Source organism: Arthrobacter sp. YN (genome assembly GCF_002224285.1).
Classification (GTDB): Bacteria; Actinomycetota; Actinomycetes; order Actinomycetales; family Micrococcaceae; genus Arthrobacter.
Map to the genome: position 1 here is coordinate 2,649,469 of NZ_CP022436.1, position 23,358 is coordinate 2,672,826.

General features: G+C 63.8%; 24 protein-coding genes and 1 pseudogene. 15 read left to right on the forward strand and 10 right to left on the reverse strand.

What is annotated here, in order from left to right; genetic code table 11:
- Positions 1-8: 8 nt before the first annotated feature.
- On the reverse strand, positions 9-674 hold the full coding sequence (locus CGK93_RS11950) for an alpha/beta hydrolase family protein (protein WP_089595016.1): 666 nt from the start codon (positions 672-674) through the stop codon (positions 9-11).
- A gap of 76 nt (positions 675-750) precedes the next feature.
- Between CGK93_RS11950 and ligD the strand changes: the two genes are divergently transcribed.
- Together ligD and CGK93_RS11960 are read left to right on the forward strand one after the other, a co-directional pair.
- Positions 751-1,776: a non-homologous end-joining DNA ligase gene (ligD, locus tag CGK93_RS11955; protein ID WP_089595017.1), complete on the forward strand. Its 1,026-nt coding sequence runs from the start codon at positions 751-753 to the stop codon at positions 1,774-1,776.
- A 178-nt stretch (positions 1,777-1,954) separates the two neighbouring features.
- Positions 1,955-2,941 carry a serine hydrolase domain-containing protein gene (locus CGK93_RS11960; RefSeq protein ID WP_232481304.1) on the forward strand — a complete coding sequence of 329 codons (987 nt, stop codon included), beginning with the start codon at positions 1,955-1,957 and terminating at the stop codon, positions 2,939-2,941.
- Between the two features lie 25 nt (positions 2,942-2,966).
- On the opposite strand, the gene CGK93_RS11965 is transcribed toward CGK93_RS11960, so the two are convergent.
- From CGK93_RS11965 to CGK93_RS11985, 5 genes are all read right to left on the reverse strand, one after another.
- The gene (locus CGK93_RS11965) at positions 2,967-3,587 is read right to left on the reverse strand and encodes an L-threonylcarbamoyladenylate synthase (protein WP_089595019.1); all 621 of its coding nucleotides are present in this window, start codon (positions 3,585-3,587) and stop codon (positions 2,967-2,969) included.
- A gap of 20 nt (positions 3,588-3,607) precedes the next feature.
- Positions 3,608-4,474: an ABC transporter permease gene (locus CGK93_RS11970; RefSeq protein ID WP_089595020.1), complete on the reverse strand. Its 867-nt coding sequence runs from the start codon at positions 4,472-4,474 to the stop codon at positions 3,608-3,610.
- Positions 4,464-5,435 (reverse strand): ABC transporter ATP-binding protein, encoded by a 972-nt coding sequence (locus CGK93_RS11975; protein WP_198318215.1) that lies wholly within the window; start codon positions 5,433-5,435, stop codon positions 4,464-4,466. The genes CGK93_RS11970 and CGK93_RS11975 overlap by 11 nt, the downstream gene beginning before the upstream one ends.
- Positions 5,432-6,583, reverse strand: a complete 1,152-nt coding sequence (locus tag CGK93_RS11980; RefSeq protein ID WP_089595021.1) for a LolA family protein — start codon at positions 6,581-6,583, stop codon at positions 5,432-5,434. The genes CGK93_RS11975 and CGK93_RS11980 overlap by 4 nt, the downstream gene beginning before the upstream one ends.
- A gap of 75 nt (positions 6,584-6,658) precedes the next feature.
- A complete protein-coding gene (locus CGK93_RS11985) occupies positions 6,659-7,552 on the reverse strand; it encodes an N-acetylglucosamine kinase (protein WP_089595022.1) in 894 nt (297 codons plus the stop codon).
- Positions 7,553-7,754: 202 nt separating this feature from the next.
- Here CGK93_RS11985 and CGK93_RS11990 point away from each other — a divergent pair.
- From CGK93_RS11990 to CGK93_RS12010, 6 genes and pseudogenes are all read left to right on the forward strand, one after another.
- Positions 7,755-8,485, forward strand: a pseudogene (locus CGK93_RS11990) (GntR family transcriptional regulator).
- Position 8,486: 1 nt separating this feature from the next.
- Complete coding sequence (locus tag CGK93_RS11995; protein WP_089595023.1) at positions 8,487-9,281, forward strand: IclR family transcriptional regulator; 795 nt, start codon at positions 8,487-8,489, stop codon at positions 9,279-9,281.
- A 176-nt stretch (positions 9,282-9,457) separates the two neighbouring features.
- Positions 9,458-10,243, forward strand: coding sequence for an SDR family NAD(P)-dependent oxidoreductase (locus CGK93_RS12000; protein WP_232481305.1), 786 nt, complete (start codon positions 9,458-9,460; stop codon positions 10,241-10,243).
- A 40-nt stretch (positions 10,244-10,283) separates the two neighbouring features.
- A complete protein-coding gene (locus CGK93_RS24385) occupies positions 10,284-11,279 on the forward strand; it encodes an FAD-dependent oxidoreductase (RefSeq protein WP_269768450.1) in 996 nt (331 codons plus the stop codon).
- Complete coding sequence (locus CGK93_RS24390) at positions 11,192-11,956, forward strand: FAD-binding protein (RefSeq protein ID WP_269768451.1); 765 nt, start codon at positions 11,192-11,194, stop codon at positions 11,954-11,956. The genes CGK93_RS24385 and CGK93_RS24390 overlap by 88 nt, the downstream gene beginning before the upstream one ends.
- Entirely contained in the window at positions 11,953-12,243 is a 291-nt protein-coding gene (locus CGK93_RS12010; protein WP_089595025.1) for a Dabb family protein, read from the forward strand. Before CGK93_RS24390 ends, CGK93_RS12010 begins: the two co-directional genes overlap by 4 nt.
- Here CGK93_RS12010 and CGK93_RS12015 read toward each other — a convergent pair.
- The 3 genes from CGK93_RS12015 to kynA are packed head-to-tail and all read right to left on the reverse strand — an operon-like array spanning position 12,240 to position 15,276.
- Positions 12,240-13,106 (reverse strand): PaaX family transcriptional regulator, encoded by an 867-nt coding sequence (locus tag CGK93_RS12015; RefSeq protein ID WP_089595026.1) that lies wholly within the window; start codon positions 13,104-13,106, stop codon positions 12,240-12,242. The two genes, CGK93_RS12010 and CGK93_RS12015, sit on opposite strands and share 4 nt — an antisense overlap.
- Before the next feature lie 7 nt (positions 13,107-13,113).
- Positions 13,114-14,352: a kynureninase gene (locus CGK93_RS12020; protein ID WP_089595027.1), complete on the reverse strand. Its 1,239-nt coding sequence runs from the start codon at positions 14,350-14,352 to the stop codon at positions 13,114-13,116.
- A 54-nt stretch (positions 14,353-14,406) separates the two neighbouring features.
- Positions 14,407-15,276 carry a tryptophan 2,3-dioxygenase gene (gene kynA, locus CGK93_RS12025; RefSeq protein WP_089595028.1) on the reverse strand — a complete coding sequence of 290 codons (870 nt, stop codon included), beginning with the start codon at positions 15,274-15,276 and terminating at the stop codon, positions 14,407-14,409.
- A gap of 110 nt (positions 15,277-15,386) precedes the next feature.
- Between kynA and CGK93_RS12030 the strand changes: the two genes are divergently transcribed.
- The 6 genes from CGK93_RS12030 (at position 15,387) to CGK93_RS12055 (ending at position 20,066) form a co-directional block, all read left to right on the forward strand.
- Entirely contained in the window at positions 15,387-15,905 is a 519-nt protein-coding gene (locus CGK93_RS12030) for an HAD domain-containing protein (RefSeq protein WP_089595029.1), read from the forward strand.
- A 181-nt stretch (positions 15,906-16,086) separates the two neighbouring features.
- Entirely contained in the window at positions 16,087-17,292 is a 1,206-nt protein-coding gene (locus CGK93_RS12035; RefSeq protein ID WP_089595030.1) for an inorganic phosphate transporter, read from the forward strand.
- Complete coding sequence (locus CGK93_RS12040; protein WP_089595031.1) at positions 17,289-17,510, forward strand: hypothetical protein; 222 nt, start codon at positions 17,289-17,291, stop codon at positions 17,508-17,510. Before CGK93_RS12035 ends, CGK93_RS12040 begins: the two co-directional genes overlap by 4 nt.
- A gap of 327 nt (positions 17,511-17,837) precedes the next feature.
- Positions 17,838-18,617: a hypothetical protein gene (locus tag CGK93_RS12045; RefSeq protein WP_089595032.1), complete on the forward strand. Its 780-nt coding sequence runs from the start codon at positions 17,838-17,840 to the stop codon at positions 18,615-18,617.
- The gene (locus tag CGK93_RS12050) at positions 18,614-19,501 is read left to right on the forward strand and encodes a hypothetical protein (protein ID WP_232481306.1); all 888 of its coding nucleotides are present in this window, start codon (positions 18,614-18,616) and stop codon (positions 19,499-19,501) included. The genes CGK93_RS12045 and CGK93_RS12050 overlap by 4 nt, the downstream gene beginning before the upstream one ends.
- A 13-nt stretch (positions 19,502-19,514) precedes the next feature.
- Positions 19,515-20,066, forward strand: coding sequence for a dihydrofolate reductase family protein (locus CGK93_RS12055; RefSeq protein WP_089595033.1), 552 nt, complete (start codon positions 19,515-19,517; stop codon positions 20,064-20,066).
- 4 nt (positions 20,067-20,070) lie between these two features.
- Here CGK93_RS12055 and CGK93_RS12060 read toward each other — a convergent pair whose 3' ends face one another.
- Positions 20,071-20,535, reverse strand: coding sequence for a hotdog fold thioesterase (locus CGK93_RS12060; protein ID WP_089595034.1), 465 nt, complete (start codon positions 20,533-20,535; stop codon positions 20,071-20,073).
- Positions 20,536-20,695: 160 nt separating this feature from the next.
- Between CGK93_RS12060 and polA the strand changes: the two genes are divergently transcribed.
- Positions 20,696-23,338, forward strand: coding sequence for a DNA polymerase I (polA, locus tag CGK93_RS12065; RefSeq protein WP_232481654.1), 2,643 nt, complete (start codon positions 20,696-20,698; stop codon positions 23,336-23,338).
- Positions 23,339-23,358 lie beyond the last annotated feature (20 nt).

Here is a 23,358-nt window from a genome sequence, read left to right on the forward strand (position 1 = left end):
GGACAGGCTTAGGAGTTGGCCCGCAGGAACGCAGCCACCGCGGGCGCCAACGATGCCCCGGTCTCGGCCGCCCCGCGTTTGACGCCCTTGACCGCGAACGAATGGTCACCGCCTTCGCTCCACTGGAGCGTCGCCGTCGGGCCTATCTTGTCCACCACGGACTCCAACAGTTCCGGTGTTGCGAACGTATCCCGCGTGCCTTGGAGGAAGAGCATGGGCGTTGTGACGCCGTAGAGGTGTTCGTCGCGCAGTTTCTCCGGTTTGCCGGGCGCATGCAGGGGGTAGCCGAGGTACACCAATCCGCTGGCAGGCATGCCTTCGGCCACTGCCATGGACGCCATCCGACCGCCAAAAGACTTGCCGGCAGCCCAGAGGGGCTCACCATCGCCCAGTTCAGCCGCCTTGTCCATGACAGTGCGCCACGTGGCGATGGCCAAGGGCGGGCGGTCGGGGAATCGCCGGCCTGCCTCGCGATAAGGAAAATTGAAGCGCAGGGTAGCCACTCCTTCGCCCGCCATCGCCTCGGCGAAGCCTTGCAGGAACGGATGTTCCATTCCAGCTCCGGCACCGTGTGCCACCACCAACGTGGCAAACGGGCTGTCCGGCCTGATGTGGAGGGCGGAAATGTCGGATTCACCGACCGTGATGGTGACAGGTGTTTCAGTCTTTGGCATGCAACCATCATTGCCCACGGCAGCAAAAACTCCGTGGGTGCTGACGCGCAAGCCCTTAACGGGGTAGCTTGTGCCCATGGCGAGCGAAGCAACCACTGTCACTGTTCCCGGTCCCGACGGCCCCCGGGAGGTCCGGATTTCCAGTCCAAGCCGGGTGATGTGGCCCGAGGCGGGACTGACCAAACTGGACCTCGCCAACTATCTCATCGACGTCGGAGACGCGTTTGTGGCTGCCAACGGAGGCCGACCCGTCAGCCTTCAACGCTATTCAGGCAATATTGAGGGCGAGATGTTCTTCTCGAAGAATCCGCCCAAGGGCGCGCCGGAGTACGTCCGTTCCGTCCCGGTGACCTATCCCAGTGCCCGGTCCCATCCACAGTTGGTCATCGACGAGCCTGCGACGGCCGTGTGGGCGGCACAGATGAACACGGTGGTGTTTCACCCTTGGGCCTCGCGTGCCGGCGATCCCGATAACCCCGATCAGCTGAGGATCGACCTCGATCCCCAGCCGGGGACCGATTTCGACGACGCCATCCCCGCCGCGCAGGAACTCCGGTCCGTGCTGGAGGAAGCCGGATTGACGGCGTTCATCAAGACATCCGGCAATCGGGGACTCCATGTCTACGCGCCCATCCACCCCAAGCATGAGTTCCTCGAGGTACGCCATGCCGTGATTGCCGCAGGACGCGAGTTGGAGCGCCGCCAGCCGGACAAGGTCACTACAGCCTGGTGGAAGGAGGAACGCGGGAGACGGATCTTCGTGGACTTCAACCAGGCAAACCGGGACCGAACCATCGCCGGGGCTTACAGCCCCCGCGCCGTACCTACGGCACAGGTGTCCTGCCCGCTGACGTGGGAGGAGCTGGAAAGCTCCGATCCCGCGAAGTACACCATCACCACAGTCCCGGACCGTCTGGCGAAGACAGGCGACCCCTGGGCATCCATGCACGATCACCCCGGAGACATAGACGTGCTGCTCGAATGGTGGGAGCGGGACGTCAAGAACGGCCAGGGCGAGATGCCCTTCCCGCCGGAATTCCCCAAAATGCCGGGTGAACCCATGCGCGTGCAACCCAGCCGGGCCCGCAAGCCCGAGGAGTGAACCGGGAGCCGGCGTGCCGCCACGTCCAGGTCAGGGGGTAACGAGCCTCGCACTTGCGTGCGGGTTGTTTCTATCCGGGTGCACCGGAACGCCGAACCCCCTGCCGACCCAGCCCATCACGCCGGCACCGCCTCCGGTGACAACAACGGTGGCACCTACGACGACGACCCCTCCTTTGGTGCCGACGGTCACCGAAACACCAAGCGCGCTGCCCACGGACCCCACCTCATTTTCGCCGGCCTTTCAGGAGCTCCGGGCCACCTTGGAGCTCTTCTCCCGGGAGAAACTGGAGGAGGGCGCCTCAGCGGTACTCATCAAGGCAAAAGTTGGCCGGCAGGAGTGGACCAGCGCAGCAGGAGTGAGGAGCCGTGAAGCGCGCACTGCTGTCCAGCCCGGCGACAGTTTCCCTGTGGGTGGGCAACTCCGGACCATGGTGGCAGTGTCCATCTTCAAGCTCGCCGAAGAGGGACTGCTGACGCTGGACGACGCCGTCACTGCGTACCTGCCGGGTTCCGTCTCCGCGGGCAGCCCCCTCACCATTCGCCAACTCCTGGGAATCACCGCGGCTCTCCCGGACATGACGCCTACACAGGCCGATGCCTTGCTGGGACGGGTGGTGGAGCAGCTCCGTGGTTCCCCGCTGGAGGCTGTCCTGCGGGCCGACATCCTGACGCCCCTGAACCTTGGGGCCACCCAGCTGTTGGCCGCGGGCTCCACCGTGCCGGATAACCTTGTGCACGGCTACATCCAAGTGAGTGGGGAAACCGTGGATGTGACGTTTCCCTCGGCGCCACCCGGGGTTGCGCCAGGTGGCCTGGTGTCCAGCGTCGGGGACATCAGCACCTTCCAGGACGCCTTGTTGAGGGGGCGGTTGGTAGCGCCGGCGAGCCTCATCGCCATGAAGGGCACGGTGTTCGCCGAGTACGGCCTTGGCCTGGACCATTGGGATGACCGCTGCACCAACGGCTCCTACTACGGCCATGCCGGAGATGTTCCAGGCTACGGAAGTATTGCCCTCAGCAGCGCCGACGGCAACCGCCAGCTCGCGATTTTCGTGGCCTATCCTCCGCAGACTCTCGTGACGCAACCGTCCGCACTTTCCCTGGAGATGACGGGTGTTGCGCAGGTGGCTTTGAACTCAGGCTGCCGCTTCCAGTTCCGCTGAGCGTGCCCTTCAGGCATCCGCGCGTCTACTCGAAGCGCGAAGTATCGCCCATACCGCGACGCACCACCTCGGCCACTCCGCTGGAGAAGTCGATCACGGTCGTGGGCTCAGAGCCGGTATCGCCGGCGTCGATGACGCCATCCACCTGGTTGTCCAGGAGCTCCTTGATTTCCCAGCCCTGGGTCAACGGTTCTTCCTCATCCGGCAGCAGCAGGGTGCTGGAGAGCAAAGGCTCGCCGAGTTCGGCCAACAGCGCCTGGACTACCTTGTGATCGGGAATGCGCACCCCCACGGTCTTCTTCTTGGGGTGCAGCAGCCGCTTGGGGACTTCACGCGTGGCCGGGAGGATGAAGGTGTAGCTGCCGGGAGTGACGGCCTTGATGCTCCTGAAGATGTCATTGTCCAGCATCACGAACTGACCCATCTGGGCAAAGTCCTTGCACACCAAGGTGAAGTGATGTTTGTCGTCCAACTGCCGGATGGTCCTGATCCGGTCCAACGCTTCCCTGTTGCCGATCTGGGCCCCCAACGCGTAGCAGGAGTCGGTGGGGTAGGCGATCAAGCCGCCGCCTTGGAGCATGTTCACCACTTGGCCGATGGCGCGTGGTTGTGGATCTTCCGGGTGCACGTCAAAGAATCTGGCCATGGGAAGAGCCTACGACAAAGCTATGACAAGACGTCCTTACTGGAGAATTTGGCATAGGCCAGCGCGCCGCACACGGCGATGTACCCGGCCTGGAGGAGCGCGTTGTCGCCGAATGACGTCCACGAGATGGGTTGCCGCAGCAGATCCGCGAAACCCAGCCAATGGTGGCTGAAGAGCCAGGGGTGCAGCCATTCAAGTTGGGGGAGGTTGTCCAGTACTTGCGAGACCACCGAAAGGACGATCGTGGCCGCCATAGCCCCTACCGGTACGTCCGTGAACGTCGAAATGAGCAGGCCGATCGCCGACAGTCCCAGCAGCGACACCGTGATGTAGGCAGCGATCAGCAGCGACCTCACGGCAGACTCACCCACGCTGATGGTGTCACCGGACAGCAGGGTCACCGGTCCCACAGGAAAAAGTACGACGCCGGCCAGGGCGCCGGAGGCCGCGACCGTCGCCGTTGCGGCGCAACAGAAGGCAACGGCCCCGGCATACTTCACCAACAGCAGGCGGATCCGTCCTGCCGGCGCCAGCAGAAGGTATCGGAGAGTTCCAGTGTTGGCCTCGCCCGCGATGGTGTCTCCGGCCACCACGCCAACGGTCAGTGGCAGGAACAGCGGAACGCACACCACCAAGGCAGTCACAGCCACGAAGAGACCATTCTGGGTAATGCGATCCAGGAAAAGAGGTCCCCGCCCGGGCGTCGTGGGCCGGGACGACAACTTCACCGCCACGGCAATCAACAGTGGAACTGCGGCCAAAGCAATCAGCATGGCCCACGTGCGGAGCCTGCGGAACAGCACGGACAGCTCAGAACCCAGCAGCGCCCATCCGGCTCCGGGTCGGACAGCGGCCGAGGTGCCATGCGCAGCAGGTTCAGCCGACAACGTCGAACCCCTCTCCGGTCAGTGACACAAAGCGTTCTTCGAGGCTCGCGTTTTCCACGGCGAAGCCGCGGACCCGGACACCCTCGGCAACCAGCGCGGCCACGATCCTTTCGGGTTCCAGGCCATTGAGCCCAGTGCCCAGCACGGCCGTGGTTCCCCAAGGGCTGCCGGTACCGGGAGCTTCGCCGGGAACCAGTCCCAGGCGGGCCAGGACGCCGGCGGCACGGTCGACGTCGGGCGTGTGGACCACGACGTGGGCCTGCCCGGCGGAACGCAACTCTTCCAGGGGACCTTGAGCCACCAGCCGGCCGGCACTCATCACGCCCACGTGGGTGCACATCTGCTCCACCTCAGCCAGCAAGTGGCTGGAAACGAACACGGTGGTCCCGCCTGCGGCCAGGGCACGAACCAGGCCGCGGACCTCACGCGTGCCCTGCGGGTCCAGTCCATTGGTGGGTTCGTCGAGGACCAGCAGTTTCCGTGGCCTCAGCATGGCGTTGGCCAGGCCAAGGCGCTGCTTCATACCCAGCGAATAGGCCCGGACCTTCTTGCCTGCGGCGTGGCCAAGCCCCACCCGCTCCAAAGCGTCGTGGACACGTTGCCGTCTGGTGGACGAGGCAGCATGGCGGTCGGCGGTGTCCAGGCGCATCAGGTTGCCCGTACCCGAAAGGAACGGATAGAAGCCCGGCCCCTCCACCAAGGCGCCGACATCCGGCAGCACGGACGCCAGCGACTGGGGCATCTCCTGGCCCAGCACGCGGATGTCGCCGCTGCTTGCCGAAGCAAGGCCCAGCAGCACCCGGATGGTGGTGGTTTTTCCCGAACCGTTGGGCCCCAGAAATCCGAAGACACAGCCCCGGGGGACTGCGAGATCTATCCCATCAACGGCGGGACGGCGACCGAAGCGCTTGACCAGGCCGCGCGTTTCTATGGCGAAGTCAGTGGGTAAGGATTCGCTCACTGGGCGGCAGCGGCTGACTGGAGCCGTTCCAATGGCACCATGCCCGCATAGATGCGGCCGTCGTCGAGAATCAAGATGCTGACCAGCGACGTCGTCAACGCACGGCCGCCGGCAACAGGTTGCAGTGCCTGGGACAGCTGGGGGTTTGACGTGAGACCGGCAGGGGCTGAGCCTGCCGGCAAGGCAACAACGGACTCCCAACCCTCACCACTTACGGTGGGGCGGGGCCGGTTAAGTTCCGGCGCAATCTCCGGTGTGGGCGTGCCGGGAGCGGCCATGGTGGGAACCGGCTTGGGAGGGAGTGCCTTCTCCGTCACGGTGGCGCCCGGCGGCGGGGTGAACTCGAACAACGCAGCATCCGGGGTGGACAGGTTCAACTCAGTGAAGGCCAGTGAATACGCGGGGTCGGACTGGCCCTTGGCGCGCACTTCGACGCCCAGCGGCAGGCCGGTGCCAGCATCAACATCGATCGTCACGGACTCAACCAAGGTAGCGGTGCTGCGGGGATGGAGGCTGAGCCGGTACGCACTGCCGCCGGCAACCGAGGAGGAATCCCCCACGGAGACCTCGGTGCTGTCGTCGATCGCCGCCAGGAAACGGCTGGCCATGGCCTCGGGCGTGGGCAGGTCCCGTGAGGACATGTCCGGTGAAGGCCGGTCCGATGAGGAGGTGGGCGGAAGCGACGGCCTGGGGCCCGCGAAGGACGGGACCTCGGCTGGAGATGGCTGTGGCGCAGTTAAGTGCGTGGCGCTGTTGTCCGCCGAGTTGTAGAACCAGGCATCGCCTCCGTTGATCACCACGTCACGCTCGGCCATGCGGTCCATGATCTGCAACCGGGCCTTGGACGGACCGTCGACGTAAACCCGGGCTGTGTGCGAGCCGGTCAACAACTCCATCGCCGAGGCCGCCCCGGGGGCAATGCCCGGGCCCGCCGCGGGAATTTCCGGCAACCCCAAGGCGGCAGTTTGTTCTACGGTGCCGGACAACGCCCGGACCTCTGTGCGGGCAATCATTGCCAGGATTTCGTCAGCGGTCTTGGCAGGGAGGGAAACGGTGGCACCGGCTTGAACCGAGCCGAACACGGCAGCCGTCGCTGCAACAAGGGCGATCACGCCGGCAGGCAGCCACCGCTGCTTGGACCGCGCCATTGTCACCAACCACCGATCGTGAAAGGCATGAACCCAGACTACTCCGGTTACCTGTGCGGATCACCTGTCCGGGCATCAGTCCTTGATGAGTTGGCGCGCCAGTTCCACGGCCCCGTGGACCGGGGTTTGCGAGAGTATCCGGATCGATGACGGATCTTCCAGGGAGACCTTCCGGGCAACAGAGCCGGCGAGTTGGCTGTGGTTCACCAGTAAGCTGCCGGCCATGACCAGCGGCAGGTCCAAGCCGAGCTCTCCCAGTACCTGCCTGGCCAGACTTGCCAAATGGTGGGCGGCCTCCGCCTGGATCCGCACGGCTGCCGAGTCGCCTTCGGCGGCGAGTTCAAGGACCAGCGGGGCGAGCGTCGCCCAGTGATCCGGCTCCGGCTTGGCGTAGAAGGAATCCATGAGTTGCAAGGCGTCCACATTGGCCGTCGCGGCCATCAGCGAGCGGACCAACGTCCCGGGTTCCAAGCCTGCATAGTACTCCCGGAGGGCTTCACGCACGGCGTCACGCACCACGGAGTAGCCACCGCCCTCGTCGCCCAGCAAGTAGCCATAGCCGCCACTGCGGGCTTCCAACCCGTCTCCGTTTCTGCCCCAGGCCACCGAACCGGTACCCGCAACCAGGACAACCCCGGCATCCAGGCCGGCTGCGGCGAGGACGATGCGCGTGTCATGGACTACCTCGATGCGGGCGCCCGGGAAGTGTTCAGTCAGGAGTGCCGACAGCACAGCCCGGCTGGCCGGGGTGTCGGCGCCGGCCGCGCCAGCACATACGGCTTCGATTCCGCTGCCCACACTCGTGGCAATCCTTCGCAGAACTGCGTCGGCTCCTTGGTGGCCCACTGAGGAAAGATTGGCGCTCGCTTCGGTGATTTCGACGCCCCCGCCCTCCGCGTGGGTTCCGTCCCAGCGAACTGCATGCGTCTTGGAGCCGCCAATGTGCAGGCCGAGAACCGCCGGCGTCATCGCCGGGCCGCCGTTTCATCTGTTCCGGTCAACGAGGCAACGCCGGCAGTGGAGCTGTCCCCGGACCTCTTCCCGCCGTTTTCACGGAACTGCTGTATATCCTCCAACTGACGTCCCTTCGTTTCCTGGCTTTGTCAGGTCAGTATGGTCACATGAGCCCAGTTCACATTGGCATAGACCAATTGTGTTGTCCACAAGTAGGATGTCCAATATGCCAACAGACGTCGCGCCGGCAACGCCCAAGTACTACCTCCTCAAGACCGAGGTTCTCGGGCTCATCGCTGGCCTCCAGCCAGGAACGTTGATCCCCACCGAACGAGCATTGGCCGGGAAATACGCCACGTCCCGTACTACCGTCAGGCAAGCAATCAGCGAGCTGGTGGCCGAGGGCAAGCTGGGCCGCATCCAAGGGCATGGAACCTTTGTGGCCCTCCCAAGGTGACGCATGTCAGGCAACTGACGTCCTTCTCCGATGACGCCCGCAACCAGGGGCTGCGGCCGGATTCCCGGCTGCTTGCCCTGGATGTGGCCGGGGCCGATGCCGGCGTCGCAGTCCAGTTGGGACTTGAGCAGGGCGACCCTGTGACCCGGCTCGAGCGCATCCGGTTGATTGAGGGGGAGCCTCTGGCGCACGAGATCGCCTGGCTTCCAGGCAGACTGCCGCGCCTCAAGTCCCATCTGGCGAAAGCCGGTTCGCTCTATGCCGTACTTGCCGATGTCTACGGCCTCCGCGTCGCCGACGTTGAGGACACTGTGGAGACGGCCCTGGCTGGGCCGGAGGATGTCAGGCTGCTGGGGATCGAGATGGGTGCGCCACTGTTGGTGGTCCACCGGCTGGCCCGTGACGCCAACGGCACCCCGGTGGAATGGACCCGCAGTGCGTTCCGTGGTGACAGGTTCCGGTTCGTATCCCGTGTGAAGTCGGGAGGCTGAGGTGGCCAACTCGTCCTCGGGGGAGTCAATTATCAGGCGTCTGGTCCGGCTGGTGGGAGCGTTCGACGACGCCCACCTCACCATGAGCGTCGCCACCTTGGCCAGGCGTTCCGGGCTTCCGGTGACAACCACCTACCGTCTGGTGGACGAGCTCTTGAATGAAGGTTTGCTCGAGCGCGAAGCCAATGGCGAGGTGCGGATCGGCACCCGGCTGTGGGAGCTGGTGTTCAGGAGCTCACGCATGGTGGGCCTCCGCGAAGCGGCACTGCCCTTCATGGAGGATGTTCAGTCAGTGGTCCAGCACTCCACCACCTTGGGAATCCTGGATTCGGATGAAGTCCTGTATATCGAACGGATCGGTTCCCGGGATTCCCAGGTGGACATCACCAAAGTTGCCGGCCGCCTTCCGGTGCATGGAACCTCGTCGGGGCTGGTGCTGCTGGCCTATTCGCCCCCTGCGTATCAGGACCTGTTCCTGTCCCGCACGCTGGAGAAATTTACCGATGCAACCCTGACCCAGCCCACTGACCTGCGCCGCCACCTGGCAAATATCCGGCAACAAGGGTTCACTTCCATGCCCGGAATCATCGTTCCGGAATCCAGCGGAATCGCGGTCCCCATTTTTGGCCGGGCGAATACGGTGGTCGCCGCCCTGAGCGTCGTGGTTCCAAGAAATGAAGAAAACGTCCCAGCCCGGGTGCCGGTCCTGATGACTGCGGCGCGCGGCATTTCACGGGCGCTGGGCTGGCGGGGAGAGCTCAAGGGCGCTGTCCGGCAAAGCAACGGAAGCATCTGATTCCCGTTCATCGGTAACCCTGTGGTTCCACTCACAAGTGCGCTGGCAGAGTGGAACCCAGCAGGGCATCACCGCCCAATCTCCACCTCATCAGGGCCCCAGGGGCCCTGTTCCGTGCTGCCCTGCGTCGTACCTGGGTTTCAGCAGCCGCAACGCCGCGGCAGGAGGAGTTGGTCATGGATACAGCAATGCAGGCAGGGCAGGAGTCCGTCGGCGGGAGAGTGGCCGGCAAGGTCGCCGTGGTGACCGGGGGCAGGGGAGACCTTGGCGGTGCCACGGCCCGCCTGCTTGCCCACCACGGAGCGCTCGTTGCCAGCCTGGACCGGGCAGGAACATCCGCTACAGCAAGCCACTCAGGGATCACTGAGTACGACGTCGATGTCACCGATGAAGCCAGTGTCGCGCAGGCCGTGCAGCAACTGACCGCTGATCTCGGCGCACCGGACATCCTGGTCAACGCGGCGGGAATCATCGGTCCGGCAGGTGCCAGCCATACTGCCAGCATGGACCAGTTCAACCTCATCTTCGACGTCAATGTCAAAGGCGTGTGGCTCCTGACCAAGCACGTTGTTCCGGCCATGATCGCCAAGCAGTCCGGCAGCATCATCAACTTTTCCTCCATCCACGGATTGACCGGCGGGCGCAACGTCCCCCTGTACCACGCCACCAAAGGCGCCGTCCGGCTCTTGAGCAAGTCTGACGCGGCGGCCTACGGCGCCTATGGAGTCAGGGTGAACTCCATCCATCCCGGATCCATGAACACCCGGATGAGCAGGCACTCGGCAGAACAGTCGGACATCGGGGCGGAGGCCTACTACCAGCAACTGGTGGGCGGAAACCCGCTCCCACGCCAAGGCGAACCGGACGAGATCGCCTACGGAGTGCTCTATCTGGCCTCCGATGAGTCCCGGTTCACCACCGGCTCCGAGTTGGTCATCGACGGCGGTTACACGGCCGTCTGACAGACCCCCCAATCCATCACGCCCTTTGAGAGGTACCACCATGAAATTCCTGAACGGCACACCCTCCGATACCTATGACGTCGTCGTCGTCGGTTCCGGTGCCGGCGCCCTGACTGCAGCCGCCACGGCCGCACGTGCCGGCAAGTCCGTTGTCGTGCTTGAAAAGACCCAATTGCTGGGAGGAACAACCGCCGTCTCGGGAGGCATGTTGTGGGTTGCTGACAACCATCATGCCCGCGAAGCCGGGCTGAGCGACTCCAAGGAAGCAGCAGCCCAGTACGTCCGCGCCGTTGCCAGGGGCCGGAGCCGCGAAGAACTTCTGGATGCGGCCCTGACCTACGGTGACACCATGCTTCGCTTCACTGAAGACGAATGCGGAGTCCGGTTCATTTTCCTGGACAACTTTCCGGACTACCGGCAGGACTTGCCCGGTTCCGTGGAAGGCGGCAGGACTGTTGAACCTGGGCTGTACAACATTCGTGAAGCGCTCGGCGGCCTCGCCGTCCACGTCCGTTCCGATGGCCGGGCCCCATTCACCATGCAGGAGTACGAGACGTGGGGCGCCTTCACCAAGTTCCCGTGGGCGCAACTGCACCAACGGCAGGAGCAAGGGCTGGTGGCCAAAGGCCAGGCACTGGTCTCCATGCTGTTGGCCAGCCTGGTGCGGGATGACGCTGCGCTGGTGGTTGGCGCCCGTGGGCACCGGCTGCTGAACGACGGCGGCAGGGTAGCGGGCGTGCAGTTGGCATCAGGCGAAACCTTCCATGCCAAGGACGGCGTGGTCCTCGCCACGGGCGGCTTCGAATGGGACAAGGCGCTGGCGGACTCATTGCTGGCCTCGCGCCTGTACATCATGTGTTCGCCGCCCTCGAATACCGGCGATGGCCTCAAGATGGCGCAGCGGGTGGGGGCACAAACCCGGGGAACCGGGAAGCTTGGTGGGCTCCGATGTCCATTACGGGAGATACGCGGGATGGTGCACCGGTTGGTACGCTTCTGCGTTTTGAGCGGCAAGGGCCGGGCTCGCTCATGGTGAACCGTCATGGCCGGCGGTTCGCCAACGAATCCCAGAACTACAACGACCTCGCCCGCTGCCTGCAATCATGGGATTCACCGAACAACCAGACCCTGAACACCCCTGCCCACGTGGTGTTCGATCACAGCTACCTGGAGCGCTACGGCATCCTCGCCCACCGGGCGGGTCAACCGACGCCGGCCTACCTGATGGAAGCCCCTACGTTGGCGGAACTGGCCGCGAAGATCGGTGTCCCCGCCGACAACCTGGCGGCCACCGTTGAACGCTTCAACCACTATGCAGTCAACGGCGAAGACCCCGATTTCGGCCGCGGCGAAAGTGCCTACGACAAGTACTGGGGTGACGACGACTGCCCTTGGCCCAACCCATCTTTGGGTCCGCTGCAGTCCGGTCCGTTTTATGCGATGGAGGTGGTCAATGGCGCCTTCGGCAGCAACGGAGGCGTGGCCATCGACGGCCTGGCACGGGTCCTTGACGTCGACGGGGAGCCCATCCCCGGCCTGTTCGCCGCCGGAAACACTACGGAGAACGCCTACGCTGCAGGCTACCCTGGAGCGGGTGCCACCCTGGGACCCATCATGACCATGGGCTATCTGGCAGGACGCACCATCGCGGGCGAACCGGCAGAGTACACGTCCGCGGGATATATGGGTGTAGCAGCAGGAGTTGAAGCATGATCCGCCACGCCGTGCTGTTCAAGTTCAAGGCCGACTTTCCCGAGGCAGACAAGGCTGCCTGGCGGGAGGGCCTGGACAGGATGAAGGGCAATATTCCCGGCCTGCTCGAGCTCACGCATGGGCCGGATGTCCTCCAGCATGACCGGTCGTTCGACTACGCCATTGTGGCTGACTTCAGTGCCGTGGAAGACGTCGAGGTCTACGCCACGCATCCACTGCACGAGCCACTTAAGAAGTACTCCTATCCCAACAGCGAGCAGATCATCGCCGTGGATTTCACGCTCTAGCCTGCCGTCTCCTTCAGGGTCCGGCGAACGAACTCCGCACTGGGCTCCGCATAGGCGGCAACGGTCCGGCCGAACAGTGCCGTGCCTTCGGCCCCGGGCCAGTCCTCCGGCAGGAATGCAGGAGGCAACCCAGGGTCGAGGTACGGAATGATCCGCCATCGGTCGATGCACTGCACGTAGGTGGAAAAAGCTTCAGCAGAAGGCTCTACCGTCCGGCCTGGAGATGTAACGCCACCACCGGTCGCGCCGGCCGAACCGTGCTCACGGATGAAGTCCCTGTGCAGTACGGCCACTGCTTCCAGGTCCCACCACTGGGAGGCTGCGTCCCGAAGGCTGCCGCCCACCATGGGTGTTTCCGTCACGAAGATCGTCGCCATGTCCCGGAGCGACAAATCCGTCAGGATTTCCTCCACTTCCCCACGCAGTGAATCAGGGCAGATCCACAAACCCGCCGCCACGGTCCCGCAACCGATCCAGTGGAGCCGGCGCCGCAGCTGATGCCGCTTTTCCCGTTCCGTCTCCGGAATGGAGAAGGAGATCAGGCACCAGGGATCCTCCAGTGACATGCTCCGTGGGTTGTAGATCCGGCGGTCACCGCGCGCCAACATGGTGGCGGCCCCGTCTGTGAGCGTGAAACCGGGGACCCCGGCACGCGCCTCTTGAAGTACCACATCCTTTTTGCGCAACCGGCCCAAGGCGGTCCGGGTTACTGTTCCTGACGTGCCCAAGGCCTCCATGAGGGCCACGATGTCCTTGGCAGACATCCATCCGCCGGCGTCGCGCATGTACAGGCCGATGACGGTACGCAGCAAAGAAGTAGTACTTCCCGGGCGGGAGTCCATGTCATCGAGGACAGCACTCATTTCCGGCTCACTGCATTTCGGAGAGTGCGTCGCGGATGGCCGCCACTCCCAGTTCAACTTCGGCAAAGCTTGTGCTCAAGGGGGACAAGCCAATGCGCAGGCCGTGCGGGGGACGGAAGTCGGGGATGACACCCTTTTCCCACAGCCTCGCCGTGACGTCTGCGAACAACGGGTGGTCCACGGTGATGTGGGATCCGCGCTCGGCCACATTCCGGGGGCTCACGATCTCCGCGCCAAGAGGCACCAGGAGCTCCTCTGAGAGTGCGATGGCGTACTCGGTGAGTTTGATCGACTTTTCCCGGACCGCGTCCATCCCTACGGAGGCAATCAGTTCCAGCATGTCCTTCATGGGCTGCATGGCCAGCACGGGAGGAGTTCCCGTGATGAACCTGCGCATCCCTTGTGCCGGACGATAGGCGTCCGTCATGCCAAACGGATTGTCGGCGCCCATCCAACCCCAGATGGGTTGCTGCAAACGATCCTGCTGCGATGCGTTGACGTAGGCGAAGGCCGGCGAGCCGGGGCCGCCGTTGAGGTACTTATAGGTGCAGCCCACTGCGATGTCCACCCCCCACTTGTCCAGCTCCATGGGCACGGAACCTACGGAGTGGCAAAGGTCCCAGAGCATCAGGGCACCTGCCTGGTGAACCTTGGCGGTGATGCCCTCGGCGTCGGCCAGGAAGCCTGACCGGTACGCAACATGGCTCAGGACCACCACCGCGGTCCTTTCGCCCAGCAGTCCGTCCAGGTCCTCCGGGCGCACACCACTGGCAGGGTTCGCAGCGATCCACTTGATGCTCGCCCCACGTTCCGCGGCAATGCCCTCGATGATGAACCGGTCGGTGGGGAAGTTGTCGCGGTCGATGATGATCTCATCCCGACCCGGCTGGGCATCCACTGCGGCGCGGATCATCTTGTAGAGCATCACGGATGTGGAGTCGCCCACGGTGGTTTGCCCAGCGGCAGCGCCCAGCGTCACCTCGGCAATGCGGTCTCCCACGACCGTCGGCTCATCCATCCATTGCTCGTCCCAACCCCGGATAAGGCGGCTGCCCCAAGCCTCGTGCACAAATGAATCGAGGTTCCCTGCCGTGACTTTCAGCGGGCGTCCCAGTGAGTTGCCATCCAGATATGAGGTGAGCTGGGCGGCGTCGGGCGCGTAGAAGGCCTCGCGCTGGGCGGCCAGGGGGTCAGCGGCATCCAGTTCGGCCGACGTTGGCCGTTGGGTTTGCTGTGCCGTGGTCATGGTTCCTCCTGCGGAAATATTGGCCCGGCGATAGCCGGGTGGTTGCCTGGGTGCTTAGTTGCCGATTTCGGTGCGTACGGCGTAGAGCTCGGGGAAGAAGGTCAAGTCCAAGGCGCGCTTGAGGAAGTCCACGCCCGAGGATCCTCCGGTGCCCACTTTGAAACCGATGGTTCGTTGAACTGTCCGCAGGTGGCGGAAACGCCATGCCTGGAAGTTGTCCTCAATGTCCACCAGGTCCTCGCACGCTTCGTAAAGTCCCCATTGGGTGTCGTCCGATTCGTAGATCTTCTGGAAGATGGGGACCAGGTCCTTGCGGAAGGTCCACGGCTCGCTGGTGTCCCGCTCCAGGATGTCGGCGGGTATGTCATAGCCGGCGCGGGACAGCACTGCCAGGAAGGCGTCATACAGCGTGGGCTCCTCCAGGAGCTTGCTGAGCAAGGCGTGGGCCTCGGGTTCGCTTTCGAAAACGCGCAGCATCCCGCGGTTCTTATTACCCAGCAGGAACTCAACACCGCGGTACTGATAGGACTGGAAGCCGGACGAGCTGCCCAGGAAGCCGCGGAATTGGGCGTATTCACGTGGCGTCAGCGTCCCCAGGACAGACCATTGCTCCGTCATGGTGCGCTGGATGGCCTTGACGCGTGCGATGCACTTCAGTGCTTTGCCCAGATTGTCCGCGTCAAACAGCCTGCGGGCTTCCAGAAGTTCGTGAAGGACCAGCTTGAGCCAGAGCTCGCTGGTCTGGTGCTGGATGATGAACAGCAGTTCATCATGGTGCTCCGGCTCGCTCAGGGGATGCTGGGAGCTGAGCAGGTGATCGAGGTCCAGATATCCGCCATAGGACATGGCATGACGGAAATCGGTGCGGACCGTTTCCTCGATGTCCCGGACGCTGTGGGCGGAATGGACTGTGGGCTTTTCCATGCATTGAGATTATCACTTACATGACGCACGTCAAGGTATTGATTTCCGAGTTGCGGAGGATCGCCGTCACGTAGGCTGAAGCACAACCATTGGGGAAGGGGGGAGTGCGGATGGAAAATGCGGAAAGGGCTGCCGCGCCCGTGTCGATTTACCTCGACGTCGACGGCGTGGTGAACCCCTTCAGTCCGGTGGGAACCACTGATTGGGGTGGCGAATGGACCACCGCCGACACCGGGATCCTGGAGGTGGCTTTCGCACCGGAGCTCGTGGCCGGACTTAATGACCTTGCCCGCCATCCAGCTGCGCGCTTCGTGTGGCTGACCACGTGGGAGCGCCTTGCACCCGAGTTCCTCTGCCCGGCTATCGGCCTCAAGGGGGAGGACTGGCCGGTACTGTCCAGCCAGGGCTGGGACCAAGCCCCGGAGTGGTGGAAACTTGTCGCCCTCCAAAAGGACCTGGCGGCTACGGGGAGCCAGCGGATCGTATGGTTGGACGACCAGCTCAGCCGGGAATCAGACGCCCGCTCCTGGGCTGAATACCAGCACGACCGTGTGCTTTGCATCTCACCTGATCCCCGCAAGGGACTGTCCCCAAGCCACCTTGAAGCAGTAAGGCAGTATCTGGGCTGAAGGGAAGGCCGTGTACGTTTGTCCGCTCACTGGATGCCACGTAAGATTCTTAAGGTTTCAAGCCCGCCAGAGTGAATTCCGCAAGCCAGGTCAGTTGAACACTTGCTGAACTATGCTGTGGATGGCAGGTACGGGGAAGTGAAACTGCTGAACGTCGACGACTCTGCAGATTGGGCAACAGGTGGATATCACCTTCATGGTCGCGCTGGTAATAGCGTTGGCCCTTTTCTTTGACTTCACCAACGGGTTTCACGACACAGCGAATGCGATGGCCACGCCTATCGCCACGGGGGCGATCAAGCCCAAGACGGCCGTTGCCTTGGCCGCTGTGCTCAACCTCGTCGGCGCGTTCCTCTCCACGGAAGTGGCCAAGACCATTTCCGGCGGACTGATCCGGGAAGGCTCGGATGGTATCCACATCACTCCGGACATCATCTTTGCCGGACTCATGGGCGCAGTTCTCTGGAACATGGTCACGTGGCTCAAGGGCCTGCCATCGAGTTCCTCGCATGCCCTGTTTGGCGGCCTGATTGGCGCCGCAGTGGTGGGCATCGGGCTCCATTCCATCAACTTCGAAACCGTGCTGCAGAAAGTGATCCTGCCCGCCATCTTCGCACCGCTGATCGCCGGCCTGGTGGCTTACATCTGCACCCGCCTCGCCTACGCGCTGACCTCGCGCCACGATCCCGAGACCGGTGACAAGCTCACGCAGAAACGCGGCGGCTTCCGTACCGGACAAATCTTTACGTCCAGCCTGGTGGCTCTCGCGCACGGCACCAACGACGCCCAGAAGACCATGGGCATCATCACTTTGGTTCTTATTGCAGGTGGAACCCAGGCTCCGGGCAGCGGTCCGCAGTTCTGGGTGATCGCGGCCTGTGCCTTCGCCATCGCCATCGGAACCTATGCAGGCGGCTGGCGGATCATCCGGACCATGGGTTCAGGCCTGACCGAGGTAAAACCCGCCCAGGGTTTCTCCGCCGAAACCAGCACGGCTTCGGCCATCCTCGCTTCCTCCCACCTCGGCTTCGCCCTGTCCACCACGCAAGTCGCTTCGGGATCGGTCATCGGCTCGGGCCTGGGCCGCAAGGGCACCTCGGTTCGGTGGGGTACCGCAGGCAAGATCGCGTTGGGCTGGCTCTTTACCCTCCCGGCCTCAGCCATTGTCGGTGCTCTGACGGCGCTCTTGGTGAGCATCGGCGTCGTGGGCGTCATCATCGCGGCAGTTGTTGGAACATCAGCGGTGCTCTTCATGTTTGTTGCCTCGCGCAAATCGCATGTGGGCCACCACAACGCCGTCGAGGTTGAAGAAGCGGGCCATGCCGTCCGGTTCCGCAAGAAGAAGAAGACCCGCAAGACCACCCAGAATGAGGATGTGCAGCGATGAAATGGTTGGAATTGCTGCAAGTAGGCGGAGTTACCCTCGTGGCGGCCGTGACTTTGGTGGTCCTTTACTCCCTGGGGGTCCGCCTCACGGCGATCGCCGGTGACGCCCAGCAGAAGTCGCCTGTCCTGGTCCGGTCCCTGGCCTACGTTTGCTTCGGCGTGTGCGCCGCGGCTGTGCTGTTCGGGATCTACCTGATTGTTCCCTATTTCGGAAAGTAGCAGCCTCTCTGGCAGTCAGGGCCTTTCGGGAGAATAATCAGCAGTGTAGTTATGCACATAACTGCGTGGTTGTGATCCGGCAGATGCGGGGCTGTCATGAATTGCCCATCCCGAAGCCATCTCATCCGACTGGCCCTGGTGCCGGTCTTGATGCTGGGGCTCTCCGCCTGCCTTCCGCCCGCTGCTGAGGGTGGGGGATCATCCCCTCCGGGTTCCACCTCCTCCACAGCCGCCACCACTGGGCAACCAGTACCAAGCACGCTGGTTCCTACAGCCACCCAACCGGTCGGCCCGGCAGGCCCTGGGGCTCCACAGGCAGATGCTCCAGTGGTTCGCTGGGTCCCCATCGGACCGATTGGCCCGAACGATCCCACCTCCGGCCAGCGCTATCTGTTGCTCCAGCAGTTCCAATGCGATGCCTTGGTGCAGAGCGTGGAGGGTGCCGACGACGCGGCAGTCTGGCTGGCGGGCGCCGCCGTGTGCAAGGCACTGCAAAGCGGGAGTCAGCAGGATTGGCAGCGGGCTTCCATCGCAGTTGCTGCCACGCCACGGATTCCGCAAACCCAGTGCCTTGAATTCCGGGTGGCCGCCACTTCGGCGTCGCTGCTCGCCCAACACCGCAGCAATCCCGACGCCGTCTTCAATGTGGAGCCGGGACAGGGCGAAGCATGCCCGAGGCAGTTGGTTGGATTGACGGTGGTCGACGAAGAGCTCAGGCCGATCCCAGGGCTGGCGCGCGCGTCCGGGCCCAGCAGTGGCGGGACGATCGTTCGCTTGGACGGCTACTACGTCCGGGTGGGCGACGTCCTGTTCGACGGCGTCCCCGTGGATGCTGAGTTCGTTGGCGCCAGGGACGACTACCAGCCCGTCTATCTGCGGATGCCCTCGTCAAGTGGCCGGGACTCGATCCGGATCTCCATCACGGACACCGTGGATATTGCCGGAACGGTGACCTTCTTCTATGACGACTCCGGAACTGCCCCTGGCTCCGCGCCACCCCCGGAGAGCGCAAGCCCAGGCACTGGTACGCCAGGCCGCAGTCCCTCCGGCACTCCATCGCCCACTGCGCCGCCGTCCGGCGAAGCCTCCCCGACGGCTGCGCCGTGAGCGACACACCGGATACCGAAGAGAGACTTAACAACACCCGCTGGCAGCGGACCCTTGAGGTCCTCTCGGTCATCGGCCCGCCGTTGACCATAGCCACGGCGCTGCTGGTCTATTTCGGTTGGGCACGCACCGACGCGCAGGCCAAAGCCATGGGCCTCGATGTCAGCCTGTTCGGTTACACAGTCCAGGACTTTGTCCTGAGGAGTATCCAGTCGCTTTTCCAGCCGTTGGCATGGCTCGTGGTCATTGGTCTGCTGTGGTTCATGCTGGACCGCGCCGTATCCCGGCTCCTCGAAGCCGGGCGGCACAGAAAAGCCGTCCACTTGACCGCCACCCTTGTGATGCTGCTCGGCTTTGCCTATGCCGCGGCGATGTGGCTGGCCATTTCGGCACGTCCCGGCCAGATCGTGCTGTACGCGCCCTTCCTGATCGCCGGGGGAGTGGTGGTGGGAGCCTGGGGCCTGAGTGTGCGACGCCGGGCGGGTGAGCGCGGCCAGGCCGCGCCGAGGATCACCCCAAGGGCCCTTGAGAGGTCGCTGGTGTTCGTGCTGGTCACGCTGCTGTTGTTTTGGGGTACCTCGGACTACGCGCAGGCACTGGGGCGCGGTGCTGCCCTCGACTACCAGGAACGGTCCAGCCTCTTGCCCACGGCGGTGGTCTACAGCAAGGAACGTCTTGCAGTTGGTGCCCCGAACGTCCGCGAGGAGTCTGCGGGCTCGGAGACGGCGCCCCTGTATCGGTACACCGGGCTGCGGTTGCTGGTGGTCAGCGGCGGACGGATCTTCCTGCTCAACGAAGGCTGGTCCCTTGAGCGGGGCCGGGTGGTGGTGCTGCAGGATGACGGCAGTGTCCGCGTGGAGTATGGGAACCCCGCGTCGGACTGACTAGTCTGGGCCCATGTCGACGTTTCAGTATTACGTAGCTTGCACCATCGACGGCTTCATAGCCTCCCCGGACGACGACCTCGGCTGGCTCCTGCAGTTTGACCGGGTTGAGGGCTTGAACCAGGGCATCGAGGCCTTCATGGCGGGCGTAGGATGCATCGTCATGGGCGGGGACACCTACCGCTGGCTCATGGAACACGAGCCCGGCCAATGGCCCTATCCGGACAGTCCTTGCTGGGTTTTCACCCACCATGAGTACTCGGCTCCGGCCGGAGCCGACATCACCTTCGTCCGCGGAGACGTCCGCGAGTTCGCCCCGGACCTGCTCAAGGACGCCGGGGACAAGAATGTCTGGTTGGTGGGCGGGGGCGACCTCGTGGCCCAGTTCGCAAATGCGGGGCTGCTGGACGAGATGATCGTCACGATCGTGCCCGTGGTGCTGGGCGCGGGAAAGCGGCTGTTGCCGCTTAAGGGCCCGACGGCGCCCCTTGAGTTGATCTCGCACAAGATCATTGGCGGGGCCGCGGCCGAGCTTCACTACCGGCTGCCCAAGGGCTCGGATTAGGTACTCAGTGCCGGTTGTCCCGGATCATATTGGTGATCCGGGCGGTCGAGAGCCGGCGGCCCTTGTCATCGGTCATCACGATCTCGTGCGTGGCAAGGGTCCCTCCCAAGTGGATCGCCGTGCACGTCCCCGTCACCAGGCCGCTGGCCACTGAACGGTGGTGTGTTGCGCCCACCTCAATGCCTACAGCATGGCGGCCCCGGCCGGCATGGAGGGAGGCCGCGAACGATCCCAAGGTCTCGGCGAGGACAACGTGGGCCCCGCCGTGAAGGATGCCCGCTACCTGCGTGTTTCCTTCCACCGGCATGGTGGCGACCATTCGTTCCGCGCTCATCTCCGTGAACCGGATCCCGAGCTTCACCACAAGTGCACCCACACCGTGTGCCGAGAGCCAATCGTGGAATTCTTCGGGCACCCCTGCCTCGTTGAGCTCGTCGGCAAAGGGGTTCGGCGTGAAATTGTCCATCATGCCAACTAGGCTGGCACCTGTGAGTGAAACAACCAAACCGGACCAGGTTCCAACGGCCCAAGCTGCTGCCATTGCGACAGCCCCCACCCCCTCTGCCACAGCATCTTCCAGCACCGCGGGGGAGGGCCGGCCCAGGTTGCTGGTCCTTGACGGCCACTCCATGGCGTTCCGGGCTTTCTACGCCCTTCCTGCAGAGAACTTCTCCACTGCCAGGGGCCAGTACACCAACGCAGTCCATGGGTTCACCTCCATGTTGATCAACCTGATCAAGGACCAGAAGCCCACGCACGTCGCCGTAGCTTTTGACGTTTCCGACGACACCACGTTCCGTAAGGCCGAATACAGCGAGTACAAGGGCGGGCGCAATGCGACGCCCGCAGAGTTCGCGGGCCAGATCGGCCTCATCGCCAAGGTCATGGAGGCCTGGGGGATCAAGACCATCGCCATGCCCGGATACGAGGCAGACGATGTCCTGGCCACGTTGGCCGCGCAGGGCGACGCCGCAGGCTTCGAAGTCCTTCTCGTCTCCGGCGACAGGGATGCGTTCCAGCTGATCAACGACAACGTCTTTGTGCTCTACCCCAAGCAGGGCGTGAGCAACATCCCCAGGATGGACGCTGCGGCAATTGAAGAGAAATATTTCGTCAAGCCCGGCCTGTACTCGGACCTCGCCGCCCTCGTGGGCGAGACCGCTGACAACCTGCCCGGCGTCCCGGGCGTTGGCCCCAAGACAGCTGCAAAGTGGATCAACCTCTACGGTGGCCTCGAAGGCATTCTGGAAAACCTTGATTCCATCGGAGGCAAGGTGGGCGGGGCCCTCAAGGAGAACCTGGAGAACGTCAAGCGCAACCGCAGGCTCAACCGGTTGCTGACCGACCTCGAACTGCCCCTCACCCTGGCTGATCTGCACGAGCCACGTCCGGACCGCCAGGCGATCGAGGAACTCTTCGAGGAACTTGAGTTCAGGACCCTCCGCACGCGGCTGTTCGATCTCTACGGCGATGACACCGCAGGGGAGGCTCCGGACACCATTGAGGCCCCGGAGTTCGCGACGCCCACTGATGCTTCCGGGCTGGAGTCCTTCTTCACTGCAGGAGCAGGGATGCGCTCCGCCCTCGCCGTGCATCTGGTTCCCGGCAGGATCGGCGACGACGCGAATGCCCTGGCTGTGGTCAGGAACAACGGCGCCGCGTATATCGACCTCACCGCCTTGGATGCGGCCGCGGAGACCGTAGTGGCTACGTGGCTGCGGGACCCCGAAGAAGCCAAAGTCCTGCACGAGTTCAAGTCGGCACTCAAGGCCCTGCACCACCGGGGACTAGCCCTGGAAGGAGTGGTGGATGACACCTCCATCTCGGGCTACCTGATCCAGCCGGACCGCCGCAGCTACGACCTCGCCGAGCTCGCACAAGTGCACTTGAAGATCTCACTCAGCACGGCCGTTGCCAGTTCGGGCCAGCTGGAGCTTGACCTCTCCGGCGGGACGGACCAAGCTGCCGCAGCAGCGCTCGTCCAGCAGGCCGCCGTCGTGCATGCCCTCAGCAAGCACTTCGAAACCGAACTCGCCGCCATCAAGGCCGATGCCCTGTTGACCACGCTGGAGCTTCCCGTGGCCCGCGTGCTCGCCCACATGGAGCTGACGGGTATTTTCGTTTCCACGGACCGTATGAACGAACAACTCGCCGACCTCACCAAGGTGATCGAAAATGCCCAGGAGCAGGCTTTCGCAGCAATCGGTCACGAGGTCAACCTGGGTTCTCCCAAGCAGCTGCAGACAGTCCTGTTCGAGGAACTGGGGCTGCCCAAAACCAAGAAAATCAAGTCCGGTTACACCACGGATGCTGCATCACTGAAGGGGCTCCTGGAGAAGACGGGCCACGAATTCCTGGTGCAGCTCATGGCGCACCGCGAGTCCTCCAAGTTGGCCCAGATGGTGGAGACACTCAAGAAGTCCGTGGCCGATGATGCGCGGATCCACACCACGTACGCGCAGAACATCGCCGCCACGGGCCGTATTTCATCCAACAACCCCAACCTGCAGAACATCCCGGTCCGCAGTGAAGAAGGCCGGCGGGTCCGCGGAATTTTTGTGGTCAGCGAAGGCTACGAGTGTCTGTTGTCGGCAGACTACTCGCAGATCGAAATGCGCATCATGGCGCACCTTTCCGGTGACGAAGCCCTGATCCAGGCGTACCGCGATGGAGAAGACCTGCACCGCTTCGTGGGTTCCCGGATCTTCAATGTAGAGCCGGCCGAAGTCACCAGCGCCATGCGGTCCAAGGTGAAAGCGATGTCTTATGGCCTCGCGTATGGACTCACGTCCTTTGGCCTCTCCAAGCAGTTGGAGATCTCCGTGGACGAGGCACGGACGCTCATGAAGGACTACTTCGACCGCTTCGGCGGCGTGCGCGACTACCTGCGTGGTGTCGTCGACCAAGCACGGACGGACGGCTATACAGCCACCATCGAAGGCCGCCGCCGCTACCTCCCTGACCTGACCAGTACCAACCGGCAGGCGAGGGAAGCAGCAGAACGCATTGCCTTGAACTCGCCCATCCAGGGCTCTGCAGCAGACCTCATCAAGCGCGCCATGCTTGGTGTGTCCGCCGAGCTCGCCAGCCAGGGCCTGAAGTCCCGGATGCTGCTGCAGGTCCACGACGAACTCGTCCTGGAAGTGGCACCGGGAGAGCGCGAAGCCGTGGAGAAGCTGGTCATCGAACAGATGGGTTCAGCTGCCGAGCTGTCCGTTCCCCTCGATGTCCAAATCGGCGTTGGCTCAAGCTGGTACGAGGCGGGGCACTAGTCCGGTCGCGGAATTCCGGG

Bases quoted from the DNA above. Each gene is read 5' to 3' on its own strand.
- CGK93_RS11950 (WP_089595016.1), bottom strand. From the start codon at position 674: ATGCCAAAGACTGAAACACCTGTCACCATCACGGTCGGTGAATCCGAC.
- ligD (WP_089595017.1), top strand. From the start codon at position 751: ATGGCGAGCGAAGCAACCACTGTCACTGTTCCCGGTCCCGACGGCCCC.
- CGK93_RS11965 (WP_089595019.1), bottom strand. From the start codon at position 3,587: ATGGCCAGATTCTTTGACGTGCACCCGGAAGATCCACAACCACGCGCC.
- CGK93_RS11980 (WP_089595021.1), bottom strand. From the start codon at position 6,583: ATGGCGCGGTCCAAGCAGCGGTGGCTGCCTGCCGGCGTGATCGCCCTT.
- CGK93_RS11985 (WP_089595022.1), bottom strand. From the start codon at position 7,552: ATGACGCCGGCGGTTCTCGGCCTGCACATTGGCGGCTCCAAGACGCAT.
- CGK93_RS12000 (WP_232481305.1), top strand. From the start codon at position 9,458: ATGGATACAGCAATGCAGGCAGGGCAGGAGTCCGTCGGCGGGAGAGTG.
- CGK93_RS24385 (WP_269768450.1), top strand. From the start codon at position 10,284: ATGAAATTCCTGAACGGCACACCCTCCGATACCTATGACGTCGTCGTC.
- CGK93_RS24390 (WP_269768451.1), top strand. From the start codon at position 11,192: ATGTCCATTACGGGAGATACGCGGGATGGTGCACCGGTTGGTACGCTT.
- CGK93_RS12010 (WP_089595025.1), top strand. From the start codon at position 11,953: ATGATCCGCCACGCCGTGCTGTTCAAGTTCAAGGCCGACTTTCCCGAG.
- CGK93_RS12015 (WP_089595026.1), bottom strand. From the start codon at position 13,106: ATGAGTGCTGTCCTCGATGACATGGACTCCCGCCCGGGAAGTACTACT.
- CGK93_RS12020 (WP_089595027.1), bottom strand. From the start codon at position 14,352: ATGACCACGGCACAGCAAACCCAACGGCCAACGTCGGCCGAACTGGAT.
- kynA (WP_089595028.1), bottom strand. From the start codon at position 15,276: ATGGAAAAGCCCACAGTCCATTCCGCCCACAGCGTCCGGGACATCGAG.
- CGK93_RS12030 (WP_089595029.1), top strand. From the start codon at position 15,387: ATGGAAAATGCGGAAAGGGCTGCCGCGCCCGTGTCGATTTACCTCGAC.
- CGK93_RS12040 (WP_089595031.1), top strand. From the start codon at position 17,289: ATGAAATGGTTGGAATTGCTGCAAGTAGGCGGAGTTACCCTCGTGGCG.
- CGK93_RS12055 (WP_089595033.1), top strand. From the start codon at position 19,515: ATGTCGACGTTTCAGTATTACGTAGCTTGCACCATCGACGGCTTCATA.
- CGK93_RS12060 (WP_089595034.1), bottom strand. From the start codon at position 20,535: ATGATGGACAATTTCACGCCGAACCCCTTTGCCGACGAGCTCAACGAG.
- polA (WP_232481654.1), top strand. From the start codon at position 20,696: ATGGCGTTCCGGGCTTTCTACGCCCTTCCTGCAGAGAACTTCTCCACT.